At 55.4% G+C, this 12,351-nt stretch carries 11 protein-coding genes and 1 pseudogene; 10 read left to right on the top strand and 2 right to left on the bottom strand.

Features of this window, described 5'->3' with window-relative positions:
- From H6B10_RS07900 to H6B10_RS07860, 9 genes and pseudogenes are all read left to right on the top strand, one after another.
- Window positions 1-412 (top strand): annotated as a pseudogene (locus H6B10_RS07900) (glycyl-radical enzyme activating protein); the annotation flags it as partial.
- Window positions 413-445: 33 nt separating this feature from the next.
- A complete protein-coding gene (locus H6B10_RS07895) occupies window positions 446-2,083 on the top strand; it encodes a pyruvate formate lyase family protein (protein WP_243427309.1) in 1,638 nt (545 codons plus the stop codon).
- Entirely contained in the window at window positions 2,058-2,342 is a 285-nt protein-coding gene (locus tag H6B10_RS18000) for a hypothetical protein (protein ID WP_243427308.1), read from the top strand. The genes H6B10_RS07895 and H6B10_RS18000 overlap by 26 nt, the downstream gene beginning before the upstream one ends.
- Window positions 2,343-2,488: 146 nt before the next feature.
- Window positions 2,489-3,691, top strand: a complete 1,203-nt coding sequence (locus H6B10_RS07885; protein WP_204651091.1) for an ROK family protein — start codon at window positions 2,489-2,491, stop codon at window positions 3,689-3,691.
- Window positions 3,692-3,777: 86 nt separating this feature from the next.
- Entirely contained in the window at window positions 3,778-4,662 is an 885-nt protein-coding gene (locus H6B10_RS07880) for an MBL fold metallo-hydrolase (protein WP_204651090.1), read from the top strand.
- Window positions 4,663-4,731: 69 nt separating this feature from the next.
- Entirely contained in the window at window positions 4,732-6,231 is a 1,500-nt protein-coding gene (glpK, locus tag H6B10_RS07875) for a glycerol kinase GlpK (RefSeq protein WP_204651089.1), read from the top strand.
- A gap of 14 nt (window positions 6,232-6,245) precedes the next feature.
- Window positions 6,246-7,679: an NAD(P)/FAD-dependent oxidoreductase gene (locus H6B10_RS07870; protein WP_204651088.1), complete on the top strand. Its 1,434-nt coding sequence runs from the start codon at window positions 6,246-6,248 to the stop codon at window positions 7,677-7,679.
- Between the two features lie 15 nt (window positions 7,680-7,694).
- The gene (locus H6B10_RS07865; RefSeq protein ID WP_204651087.1) at window positions 7,695-8,957 is read left to right on the top strand and encodes an NAD(P)/FAD-dependent oxidoreductase; all 1,263 of its coding nucleotides are present in this window, start codon (window positions 7,695-7,697) and stop codon (window positions 8,955-8,957) included.
- A 2-nt stretch (window positions 8,958-8,959) separates the two neighbouring features.
- On the top strand, window positions 8,960-9,328 hold the full coding sequence (locus H6B10_RS07860) for a DUF1667 domain-containing protein (protein ID WP_204651086.1): 369 nt from the start codon (window positions 8,960-8,962) through the stop codon (window positions 9,326-9,328).
- A 204-nt stretch (window positions 9,329-9,532) separates the two neighbouring features.
- Here the strand turns inward: H6B10_RS07860 and H6B10_RS07855 are convergent, their stop codons facing one another.
- The gene (locus tag H6B10_RS07855; protein WP_204651085.1) at window positions 9,533-10,513 is read right to left on the bottom strand and encodes a DUF3089 domain-containing protein; all 981 of its coding nucleotides are present in this window, start codon (window positions 10,511-10,513) and stop codon (window positions 9,533-9,535) included.
- Window positions 10,514-10,968: 455 nt separating this feature from the next.
- A complete protein-coding gene (locus H6B10_RS07850; RefSeq protein WP_204651084.1) occupies window positions 10,969-11,733 on the bottom strand; it encodes a MurR/RpiR family transcriptional regulator in 765 nt (254 codons plus the stop codon).
- Window positions 11,734-11,974: 241 nt separating this feature from the next.
- Between H6B10_RS07850 and H6B10_RS07845 the strand changes: the two genes are divergently transcribed.
- Window positions 11,975-12,351, top strand: a 377-nt coding sequence (locus tag H6B10_RS07845) for a PTS transporter subunit EIIC (RefSeq protein WP_204651083.1), incomplete at its 3' end; no start/stop codon positions are given.

Below are 12,351 nucleotides of genomic sequence, written 5' to 3'. Positions count from 1 at the left end.
GCCCTATACCGATTTATGGATTTCCGATATCAAGCAGATGGATTCCGCGCTGCACCGCCAATACACCGGCGTGGGCAACGAACTGATTCTGGAAAATCTGCAAAAACTGGCCGCACAGGACCGGGAACTGATCCTGCGCATCCCGGTGATCCCCGGTGTCAACGATGACGAGGAAAACATCCGTGCCAGTGCCGATTTTATCCTGAACGCACTGGGCGGCAAGGTCCGCACCCTGCAGCTGCTGAGTTTTATGCGCCTGGGGGAGGAAAAGTACAAGTCCCTGGGGATTCCGTATCCCATGGAAGGGGTACGGCTGCAGCGCAAAGCATTTCAGAAAAAAGTGGAGGGCATCGCGGCATACTTCAACGGCCGGGGCATCCACTGTTTGGTAGGCACCAAAGAAAAAACCTGAACCGTTCCTACAATCTACAAGGAGGCATTTTATATGGGCAACATCCACACCACGGCTTGCGGCACCGAGCCTTTTGACAAGACCTACTGTCTGGGCTATCAGGTCCATCACGAGGACTGGTCCCCCTATCCGCGCATCAATAAACTGCGGCAGGATTTCCTGGACCGCGGCTACGATATCGACGTGGAACGGCTGCGGCTGGTCACCGAGAGCTACAAGGCCCACCCCAATGCACCCCAAAAGCTGCAGGCGGCCTACGCCTTTGCCCATGTACTGGAAAACTGCGGCATCTATATTTATGACGACGACCTGATCGTGGGCGATATCGCTTCCCCGGTAAAGTCCGCCCCCATCTACCCCGAATTTTCGGTGAACTGGATCATCGACGAGATCGAACATCATCCCTTTGAAGAGCGGGAACACGACCAGTTCTATATCCGCAACGACAGCGAGCGGCAGGAAATTCTGGACCTCTGCCGCTGGTGGCAGGGCCGCACGCTGGACGACTACATCAATACCCGTCTGGACGATGACCAGCTGAAGGAATCGGAAGCGGGGAAGAAGATCTTCCAGACGAACCTCTACCATTACGCCGGCACCGGTCACCTGGCCATTGACTATGCCCGTCTGATGCGGCTGGGCTTTGACGGCCTGCTGGCACAGGCCAACGAAAAACTGGCCAACCTGGATATGCACGACCACGAGTTTGTGACCAAGCGGGAATTTTACCGGGCCATGATCATCATGCACAGCGCGGTGAAAAAGTATATCGCCCGCTATGCGGCCCTGGCTGACGAGATGGCCGGCAAGGAAACGGACGAAAAGCGCCGTGGCGAACTGCGCGCCATTGCCGAAAACTGCCGTGCGGTGGCGGGCGGTGCGCCCAAAACCTTCTGGCAGGCCCTGCAGCTGTTCAACTTTGCCACCATGCTCATCTGCGTGGAGTCCAACGGCCATTCCATCTCCTACGGGCGGATGGACCAGTGGCTCTACCCCTACTACGAAGCCGACATGAAGAACCATGTCATCACCAAGGATTTTGCCCTGGAACTCATCGAAGTCGAGTATGTCAAGCTGAACAATCCAACCAAACTCAAGGACGCGGGCAGCATGGCCCTGCGCAATGGCCGCGGGTTTGGCGGCGAGAGCCTGACGGTGGGCGGTGTGGACCGGGATGGCAACGACGCCACCAACGACCTGACCATGCTGCTGCTGGAGGCTTCGGCCCATACCCGCATGATGAACCCCTGGCTCTGTGTGCGTATGCATGAGGGCACCCCCGAAGAACTGCGCATCAAGGCCGTGGAATGCATCCGCGCCGGGTACGGCCACCCCAAACTGTTCAACGACGGCCCCGCCATCAAGGGAATGATGCGCAAAGGCATGTCGCTGGAAGAGGCCCGGGATTACTGCGTGGTAGGCTGTGTGGAGATCAGCCTGCCCGGCAAGGAATACGACTGGCATGACGCTGCCTATCGGCAGCCAGCTCACCGGCAAGGCGTGCTTCTTTGGCGATCCTGTCTCGATGGACGAGAAGGAAGGCACCGTCACCTTCTGGCACTGCGGCATGGCAGCCTGCAACCTGGCCCGCAAGGATACCGGTGCCCGGGTAGGCGTACACCCCAACCGCAAAATCGGCCCGGTCATGGATTTCGGCTGCGAAGCCTGTGAGCAGGTCACCCTGTTCCGGGTAGGCCGCAAACCGGACGGCAGCTTCCGCTTATTTATTGCGGAAGGCGCGGCGCTGGACAAGCCAAAGCAGTTCAACGGTACCTCTGTGGTAGTCAGAACCAACGGTAACGCCAAGGATGTGGTGTACGGTACGGTCAAGGGCGGTTGGGAACCGCACTACGTTGTGGTATATGGTGCCGTTGCCAACGAACTGGAAAAGTTCGGCCGCATGTTGGGGGTGGCTGTTTACCGCCTTTAATAAAAGCAAATAGAACAGCCCGGCTCAAAGCGGTGATAAAAGAGTCGGGCTGTTAAGGCGTGAACCTTGCTTGTTTTGCTTATGCCTAGTATACTTAAACTCAGAAAGTGACAATTTTGGATTCCTGATAATGAGGAGTGGTTACTATGGCGTATGTGGGCATTAACATGGAAAGCGTAAAGAGTAAAAATATCGAAGCTATTTTAAAACTCTTAAACACCCAAGGTTTGATGTCGAGAAAAGACATTGCGCTGGAATTAGGGCTGACACCTGCGACGCTTACGATGCTGTGTGCAGAGTTACTGAATGAAGGAGTCCTTGTTGAAAAAGGGGAAAGCCCACAGCAGAATCGTGCGGGTCGCCGGAAAATACTGCTTGGGATCAACTATGGATACAAATATGTACTCACAATAAGTATTGAGTTGCCGTTCACAATAATTTCTGTCTGTGACTTGGGTGGGGAGCATTATGCTTCCAAAGAACTACTTACGAACTGTGATATGGCTCCAGAACTGTTTCTTCGACAAGTGGCAGAGAGGGGAAAGGCTTTGCTTTGGGAAGCAGGCGTTGAACGATCCAAACTTTTAGGAGTTGGTGTTTCGGTGCCGGGGGCAGTTAATCATCAAGAAGGGATAAGTTATCGGGCTTATCGAATTTGGGATGATGCTGTACCTGTTTGTGAATACTTGAAAGAGTATTTCGATTGCCCGATTCTTTTGAAAAATAATGTCCGGGCGTTTGCACAGGCAGAATTGACTTTTGGGCATGGTAAGACACTTGAGAACCTGTTGTTTCTAAAGTGGGGACCGGGTGTAGGCTCTGCAATTATTACAAATGGTTCCATTTATGAAAGCGGTGCCTTTAAAAATGCAGAAATAGGCCATGTACGGGTGGAACCAAATGGTCAATTGTGCAGATGTGGACGCCGCGGGTGTTTGGAAACGAAGGTTTCTACACATCCGATAGTTTCGGGTATCCAAGAACTCTGTTCCCAGGAAAATACTCCCCTGCTTTGGGAAATGGTGCAGGGAAATCCAAAAGCGATTACAGTGCATACCTTGCCAAAGGTGCTTGCTTTGGACGAGCCTGCTGTTTGGAAAGTGGTAGATGAGAAAATTCAGCTATTGGCAGGGGTTGTCGGGGCAATTTTGACTATGCTGGCTCCAGACCGATTGATTGTTTATGGCGATATGTTTCGTTTGCCGCATTTTATGGAGCACTTTATTGAGGCCTGTAAGCACTATGACCCTTATTATGATGAAAATTATATCGTATCCTCCTCATTGGGTGACAAGATTGGCTACATTGGGCCGTTGTCTGTTGTGGTCAGTGAACTTTTTTACAAATAGCTTTTTGGGGACACTGAACGATGAGGGAAAAAATAATAGTGGTGCGATAAAAAGGGAGAGGGCTTGTATGGCGTGAGGAGGAGCTTATGCTATCTGCATTTCGATATTCAAAAGTTGCAAAAAATATAATTCGTGTTAATAGTTTCATGGGAATAACCAATGAATATTTTTACCTCGTTTTGGGAACACATCGTGCGGCGTTGATCGATAGTGGATATGGGATTGGAGATTTGAGAAAATTCGTTTCCGCGGTGACGGACCGTCCTTGTATTGTGTTAAATACGCATGGCCACCCTGATCATGTAGGAGGAAATTGTCTTTTTGATGAAGTTCACCTTCATCCTGATGACCAGGGGTTACTGGAGTTGTATTCGGCCAAAGAGGTAGAATCCATGGTTGAAAACCTGCTTTGCGAAAAGAAGATTTGGTTTGACCACCATGAGCGTTTAACAACGGATACGGTGATGCCAGAAATCATTCCATTACATGATGGAGAAATTTTTGATCTGGGAGGCGTGACACTAGAAACGATTGCTATGCCCGGACATTCCCCGGGAAGTGTTTCCTTTTTGTATAAGGAAGAAAAGATACTGTTTTCGGGGGATAACTGTGGACCACAGCCCTTGCTGGCGATACCAGAACAATGTTCTAATGCTGGCAGAAAATATTCATCTTTGCCGTTGGAAACTTTTTTTAAAAGTTTGATAAGAATCAACGAAAGGAAGGCGGAGATTCAACAAATTTTCAACTGCCATAAGAGCGGGGAGCTACCAATTTCCTGCTTTGAAGGGGTTTTAGAAGCAGTGGAAGGTGTTCTGCTCGGGAAATATCGTGGTGTGCCGACATCCATTTTTCAAGGAAAAGTTAAAAATGTGTTTTCCGCCAGAGGATTGGATCCGGAACTCGTAGGAATAACCGAGGAGAGTTTTTGTGGAGATGTGATTTTTGCTAAGGACAATCTTTGGGAGTGAAATCGGAGACAATATTATTTCTCCCATCAAAAATGCATCTTACTGTATATATACCTGAAGGAGATCTAAATGAAAAAATACATCATGGCGCTGGACGCCGGCACGACCTCCAACCGCTGTATTCTGTTCGACCGGCAGGGGAATATGTGCAGTGTGGCACAAAAGGAATTTACCCAGTATTTCCCCAAACCGGGCTGGGTGGAACATGACGCCAACGAGATCTGGACTACCCAGCTGGGTGTGGCTCTGTCCGCCATGAACCAGATCGGCGCGCGGGCCGAGGACATCGCCGCCATCGGCATCACCAACCAGCGGGAAACCACCATTGTGTGGGACCGGGACACCGGCGAACCCATCTACCGGGCCATTGTATGGCAGTGCCGCCGCACCAGCGAATACTGCGACGAACTGAAAGCCCGGGGCCTGACGGAAAAGTTCCGCCAGAAAACCGGTCTGGTGATCGATGCGTATTTTTCCGCCACCAAACTGAAATGGATTCTGGACAATGTGGAAGGCGCCCGGGAGAAGGCCCGGGCAGGGGAGCTTCTCTTCGGCACGGTGGAAACCTGGCTGATCTGGAAGCTGACCTGCGGCAAGATCCATGTAACGGATTACTCCAACGCCAGCCGGACGATGCTGTTCAACATCCACACGCTGGACTGGGACGATGAGATCCTGGAGATTCTGGATATTCCCCGGGATATGCTGCCCAGGCCGGTGCCCAACAGCGAATTTTACGAATATGCCGACCCCATGCATTTCGGCGGCGAGATCAAGATCGCCGGTGCGGCGGGGGACCAGCAGGCGGCGCTCTTCGGGCAGACTTGCTTCGGCGCGGGGGAAGCGAAAAACACCTTCGGCACCGGCGGCTTCATGCTCATGAACACCGGCGAAACCCCGGTCTTTTCCCAAAACGGTCTGGTGACCACCATTGCCTGGGGCCTGGGCGGCAAAGTCCATTACGCCCTGGAAGGTTCCATCTTCGTGGCGGGCGCCGCCATCCAGTGGCTGCGGGACGAGCTGCGCCTGGTGGAGGAATCCCGGGATTCCGAGTATATGGCGCTGAAAGTGCCCGACACCAACGGCTGCTATGTGGTGCCCGCCTTCACGGGGTTGGGCGCCCCCCACTGGGACCAGTACGCCCGGGGCACCATTGTGGGCCTGACCCGCGGCTGCAACAAGAACCACATCATCCGCGCCACCCTGGACAGCCTGTGCTACCAGGTGAACGACGTGCTCCACGCCATGGAAGCGGATTCCGGCATCCCCATGAAAGCCCTGAAGGTGGACGGCGGTGCTTCCGCCAACAACTACCTGATGCAGACCATGGCGGATATCAGCAACGTGCCGGTACAGCGCCCCCGCTGTGTGGAAACCACCGCCCTGGGGGCCGCCTATCTGGCGGGCCTGGCCGTAGGGTACTGGAACTCCACGGCGGATGTGGTGCAGAACTGGACGGTGGACCGGACCTTTACCCCCGCCATCGGGGAAGAGGAACGCACCAGGCGGATCAAGGGCTGGAACAAAGCGGTACGCTGTGCCTATAACTGGGCCAAAGACGATGGTTGAAAAGGAGAAAGACGATGTACGATATCATTATCATCGGCGGCGGGGTGTCGGGCTGCGCGGCAGCCCGGGAACTTTCCCGTTACCAGGCAGATATTCTGGTGGTCGATAAGGAAGAGGACGTTTGCTGCGGCACCACCAAGGCAAACAGCGCCATTGTACATGCCGGTTATGATGCGGCACACGGCAGCCTGATGGCCAGACTGAATGTGGAAGGCAGCAAAATGATGCCTGCCCTGGCCAAAGAACTGGATTTTGCCTACGACCAGTGCGGCAGCCTGGTGATCTGTATCAACGAGGAGGACCGCCCGGCCCTGCAAAAACTGTATGAGAACGGCGTGGCCAACGGTGTGGAAGGGCTGCGCATCATCGAGCGGGACGAGCTGGTTGCCATGGAACCCCATATTGCCGACGAGGCGGTGGCTGCCCTGTGGGCGCCCACCGGCGGCATCGTCTGCCCCTTCGGGCTGACCTACGCCCTGGCGGAAAACGCCGCCAAAAACGGCGTCAAATTCCAGTTCGATACCACCGTTACCGGCCTGACCAGGCTGGATGACGGCTGGCGGGTGGAAACCGACCGCGGCCCGCTGGAAGCCCGGTGCGTGGTGAATGCCGCGGGCGTCTATGCGGACAAGCTGCACAATATGGTGCAGCCCGACGATCCCATGACCATCGTCCCGCGCCGGGGCGACTACTTCCTGCTGGACCACACGGCAGGGGACCATGTAAGCCATACCATCTTCCAGCTGCCGGGCAAATACGGCAAGGGCGTGCTGGTCACTCCCACTGTTCACGGCAACCTGCTCATCGGCCCCACGGCCATCGATATTGAGGATAAGGAGGGCACCGCCACCACCGCAGCCGGTCTGGACGAAGTGCGCGCCAAGGCGGGGCTGGCCGTCAAGGACATCCCTCTGCGCCAGACCATCACCAGCTTTGCGGGATTGCGTGCCCATGAACTGCGGCACGACTTCTTCATCGGAGAGATCGCCCCCGGTTTCGTGGACTGTGCGGGCATCGAATCCCCGGGCCTGTCCGGCAGCCCAGCCATCGGCGTCATGGTGGCGGATATCGTGTCCCAAAGCCTGGGCCTGGAAAAAGACCCTGCCTTTGACCCCACCCGCAAGGGCATCCTGGACCCCAAGACCCTGCCCATGGAGGAACGCAACGAGCTGATCCGCCACAATCCCGCCTACGGCCAGATCATCTGCCGGTGTGAGAGCATCACCGAAGGGGAGATCATCGACGCCATCCACCGGGTGCCCGGTGCCCGCAGCCTGGACGGTGTCAAGCGCCGCACCCGGGCCGGCATGGGCCGCTGCCAGGCAGGCTTCTGCAGCCCCCGCGTTATGGAGATCCTGGCCCGGGAACTGGGTGTGGAGCAAAGCGCCGTTACCAAGTCGGGCGGCGGGTCCCGCATCATTGTGGGCACCAACAAGGACGTGTACTGAGGGAGGTCGTAAACCATGAAAAACGTAGACCTTGTGATCATCGGCGGCGGTCCGGCCGGTTTGGCGGCTGCGATCGCTGCCCGCAAAGCAGGCGTGCAGGATCTTGTGATTTTGGAACGGGATAAAGAACCGGGCGGCATCCTGAATCAGTGCATCCATAACGGATTCGGTCTGCATACCTTTAAGGAAGAACTCACCGGCCCTGAGTACGCTGCCCGTTTTGCGGAACAAGCCCGGGAACTGGGCATTCCCTGCAAACTGAACACCATGGTGATGGACCTGGCGGCGGATAAGACCGTTACGGCCATGAACCGGGAGGACGGCCTGTTCCAGCTGCACCCCAAGGCGGTGGTGCTGGCCATGGGCTGCCGGGAGCGGCCCCGCGGTGCGCTGAACATTCCCGGCTACCGCCCCGCCGGCATCTATACGGCAGGCACGGCCCAGCGGCTGGTGAATATGGAAGGGTATCTGCCCGGGCGCCGGGTGGTGATCCTGGGCTCCGGCGATATCGGCCTGATCATGGCCCGCCGGATGACGCTGGAAGGGGCCAAGGTGCTCTGCGTGGCGGAGCTGATGCCCTATTCCGGCGGCCTGAAGCGCAACATTGTGCAGTGCCTGGACGACTTCGGCATCCCCCTGAAACTGAGCCACACGGTGGTGGATATCCAGGGCAAGGAACGGGTGGAAGGGGTCACCATCGCCCGGGTGGAAAACGGCAAACCGGTGCCCGGCACCGAGGAACATTTTGACTGCGATACGCTGCTGCTCTCCTGCGGTCTGCTGCCGGAGAACGAGCTGAGCCGCGGCGCCGGGGTGGACCTGAACCCGGTGACCGGCGGCCCCGCAGTGAACGAGAGCCTGGAAACCAGCATCCCCGGCGTTTTTGCGGCGGGCAACGTGCTGCATGTACATGATCTGGTGGACTTTGTTTCGGAAGAGGCTTCCGCCGCCGGTGCCCACGCTGCGGCGTACATTCTGGGCGGCGAGCAGGAGGCGGACACCCGCACCCTGCCGGTGCGGTGTGAAAACGGTGTGCGGTACACGGTCCCCACCACCCTGCGCCCCGCCTGTGCCGGAGATACCGTGACCCTGCGGTTCCGGGTGGCCAATGTGTACAAGAACAAGAAGGTGGCGGTCTACGCCGGGGATACCTGCATCTTCAGCCGCAAGCGGCCGGTGCTGGCCCCGGGCGAGATGGAGACCGTGCTGCTGAAGGGTGATGTGCTGCGTGCCCACGCCGACGCGGCGCAGCTGACCGTGACGCTGGAGGAGGCATAACGATGGAAACGATCAAACTCATCTGCATCGGCTGCCCCATGGGCTGCCCGCTGGAGGTAGAGCGTGACGGCGACACCGTCACGGCGGTGCGGGGCAATACCTGCCCCCGGGGCGATGCCTACGCCCGCAAGGAGGTCACTCATCCCACCCGCATTGTGACCAGCACGGTACGGGTACAGGGCGGGGCGGCTCCCATGGTGTCCTGCAAGACCCGCAGCGATATCCCCAAGGATAAGATCTTTGCAGTGGCCGCCGCCCTCAAAACGGTGGAAGCCACAGCCCCCATCGCCATTGGCGACGTGCTGCTGCCCGATGCTGCCGGCACCGGCGTGGACGTGATCTCCACCAAGGCCGTAGCCGCCAAAAACTGAACTGTCTCCCAAAACCGACAGCAATAGAAAAACCGCCGTTCCCTTTGCCGGGGAACGGCGGTTTTTCCTGTTAGAACAGAACCAGCTGGATAAATCTGCCGGTTTGGCTGGGCCCAATCATCGGAACCTTCGGTCATCGTTTTCCGGGTTCTTCATCATGCGGAGCGGGAGCGGATTCTGCGCAAAATAGAACATGGGTTAGGGTCAGCGGGAAAGGTAAGCGTCGATCCGCACCCCTACATTCTCCTGCAGGTTTCGATAGAAAAACTGGTAATCATAAAGATGATAGATGCCATCGGAGAAGATGGAAAGTACCGGGGGATACTCCTGCGGCGATACATCCGGGACCTTCAGGGCACCCCGCTGCGGGTCAATATAAGCGCCGGTCAGATGGGGAATCTCGGTCACAATGGAACCGCTGTAATCGGTAAAACAGGCACCGGCGTTTTCCTCCCGGGAGGCGGGGGTGCTGTCGGTTTTCCAGTTCAACGGATTGATGGCCAGTGTGCGGGTCCCGGCGGGGATCATAAGAGAATCCGTTACGCTTTCGGCTTCGCTGTTGAAGGAAATAATCACCCCGGTATCCGTTTCCCCGGCGGCAAACCGCAGATGAGGGTATTCTTCCAGCTCTTCCTCTGTAATGCGCCAGCCGATGGCATAGCAGGCCACCAGCAGATCGTTTACTTCTTCCCGGGCAAAACAATCTTTCAGAAGGCGGATGCTCATATCCGCGCCCTGGGAAAAACCGGCCAGAACAATGGGGCGGCCCTGGTTGTAATGCTCCAGGTAATAGGTGAAGGCTTCCTTGATATCCTCATAAGCAAGGGAAAGATAGGCTTCCCGCTCCTCCGGGGGCAGCTCATACACGTTCAGGCCTGCCTGCCGGTAGTAGGGGGCAAAGAACCGGGCATCTTCGTCGTAGATGCCTTTTTCCATGTTGGTGGCCCCCGCAAAGGCTTCTTTGGAAGCGGTATCCTCAAGGGACATATTGTAGCTGTCATCGGTGCCGCCATATACCGTGGGGCAGATAAAAAACACATCGGCAGCTGCGGTTTCGGCGGTCTCCAGGTACACCCAGTTGTCGGAGTTTTCGTAAAGGGAAACAGGCTGGGATTCAGTTCCGCATCCGGCCAGGACAATCAGAAAGACCAGCAGGGCGGCAGGGAAAAGGATTTTTTTGGTCATAGGTTTGGCTCTCCCGAACAGTTTCAGAATAGGTAAGGACAATGCGCGTCTTATTATATCGCGAAGGAAGGCACGGGGCAATCCTTTGAAAGCATTCCAGGGTCATAAATCCGGAATCTTTTCTGTTTGCGTTCTGCAAGCCGTTTTGGGGTAAAAGGGGGGGGCAATCTTTGGAATGGGTTGCTCCACACAGAAATACGCCGGTCCCGTAAGGACCGGCGCATTCCGATAGTTACAGCAATGCCCTTGCTGTGACTACAGGTCTTGCCTGAACGATACAAATGTACTCCCGTAACAAGCCGGTTGAATTTTCTAAATCAAAATATACCCGCTTGCGGATTGTTTGTGCGTCATTATGCAGAAAAGCTGCGGCGGTTTTTGGCGGTTTTGCACAGGAACAAGAGCTTTTTAAGAGTGTACGGATGCAGCTGCCCGGTTGATAAGGCGCAAAACTTTCACGGCAGATTCGCAGGTGGAAAGGCTTCCCCGGTAGTATCGCGAGGGTCCAGGCTCAGGTCCATAAGGTACTCAAACAAAATCAACACGCGGGCATAAAAATAGTTGGCCGTCAGGTTACGATCATCCAGAATTTTGTCGTCCAGAAGAATAAAGGCGGGGTCAGCCTGCTGGGCAATGGGGGAGTGCTGGCCGCCGGTAAAAGCGACCACATCCATGCCAAGGCGGCGGGCATCCTGTACCGGTTTGACAATGGTATCGGTGGTGCCGCTTTTGCTGATGGCTATGACCAACTTGGCCTGCAGCGCGTTGTTTTCATAGACTTCATAGCTGTTGGTTCCAATGGCGTGGTAACCAAGTACGAGCAGTTTGCGAACAAGAAAATCCCGCAAAGGGGCGCAGAAACCCGTCCCGGTAATCAAAATGGGGCCTTGCCGGTTTTTGGCAAGCAGCGCCAGAAAAGAATGAATCTGTTCCGGAGGAATTTCGCCGATAAAAGAGGTGATGTGGGAAGCATGGGTCCGGTTGCTGATCTCGTTCTGAAGGAGAAATTGCAGGCGGTACACCATGTCTGTGTATCCCGTATATCCCAATTTCTTACTCAGCCGGATGATGGCTGCGGGCGAAGTGTAGTTCCGGGCTGCAAATTCACGCACACTGTACTGGGCGTTTTGGTCTGCAGCCTCCACAACAGCCTGCAGCAGCGCTTGTTCTGAGTTGGAAAGATGATATTGTTCTGCCAGTTTATAAAGATCGTGCTTCATGAACTTCTCCCGGAATGATGAATAATAACGTTTTTTCAATTATACAACAATCCCCCCGGGATGCAAAGCTGCCGATGAGATTTCAAAAGTGAAACATGTTTCGAAAGCGGTGAACATGTTCAAAATGTATCAATATATATTGAATAATTTGTGCAATCTGGATATAATCGAAGCGTAAATCAGGAAGGCGCCAAATCCTGAACAGGCAGGTACTACCAAAAAACAGTGAGGAGAAAAGCTAATGAAAACAAAAGTCATGGACGCCATGCAAAACTTTTCCAAAGCTTTGATGGGTCCGGTCCTTTTTCTGCCGCTTGCCGGTATGATTCAGGCCCTTTCGTCTGTCATGTCCAATACATCCATTGTGACCGAAGGCGGTATCCTTTGGACCGTGGGGCAGTTTATCAACGGCGGTGTGGGTGCCGTTATTGGAAACCTGGGCATCCTTTTCTGCGTGGGTATTGCCATGAGCCTTGCCAAAAAGCGTAAGGCGGACGCTGCCTTTGTGGCATTGGTCAGTTATTTGATCTGGCTGGCGGCAAACTCCAAATGGCTTACCGTTGCGGGCCTGGTGATAGAAGGCAGTGACGCCAGCTCCCTGTATGGAACGGGCCAGAC

Origin of the sequence: Gemmiger formicilis (assembly GCF_016901605.1) — a bacterium.
Classification (GTDB): domain Bacteria; phylum Bacillota; class Clostridia; order Oscillospirales; family Ruminococcaceae; genus Gemmiger; species Gemmiger formicilis_B.
This window is presented reverse-complemented; position numbering and strand designations above follow the sequence as displayed.

Coding starts and splice junctions, on each gene's coding strand:
- H6B10_RS07895 (WP_243427309.1), top strand. CDS start 446: ATGGGCAACATCCACACCACGGCTTGCGGCACCGAGCCTTTTGACAAG.
- H6B10_RS07855 (WP_204651085.1), bottom strand. CDS start 10,513: ATGACCAAAAAAATCCTTTTCCCTGCCGCCCTGCTGGTCTTTCTGATT.
- H6B10_RS07850 (WP_204651084.1), bottom strand. CDS start 11,733: ATGAAGCACGATCTTTATAAACTGGCAGAACAATATCATCTTTCCAAC.
- H6B10_RS07885 (WP_204651091.1), top strand. CDS start 2,489: ATGGCGTATGTGGGCATTAACATGGAAAGCGTAAAGAGTAAAAATATC.
- glpK (WP_204651089.1), top strand. CDS start 4,732: ATGAAAAAATACATCATGGCGCTGGACGCCGGCACGACCTCCAACCGC.
- H6B10_RS07860 (WP_204651086.1), top strand. CDS start 8,960: ATGGAAACGATCAAACTCATCTGCATCGGCTGCCCCATGGGCTGCCCG.
- H6B10_RS07880 (WP_204651090.1), top strand. CDS start 3,778: ATGCTATCTGCATTTCGATATTCAAAAGTTGCAAAAAATATAATTCGT.
- H6B10_RS18000 (WP_243427308.1), top strand. CDS start 2,058: ATGGATTTCGGCTGCGAAGCCTGTGAGCAGGTCACCCTGTTCCGGGTA.
- H6B10_RS07865 (WP_204651087.1), top strand. CDS start 7,695: ATGAAAAACGTAGACCTTGTGATCATCGGCGGCGGTCCGGCCGGTTTG.
- H6B10_RS07870 (WP_204651088.1), top strand. CDS start 6,246: ATGTACGATATCATTATCATCGGCGGCGGGGTGTCGGGCTGCGCGGCA.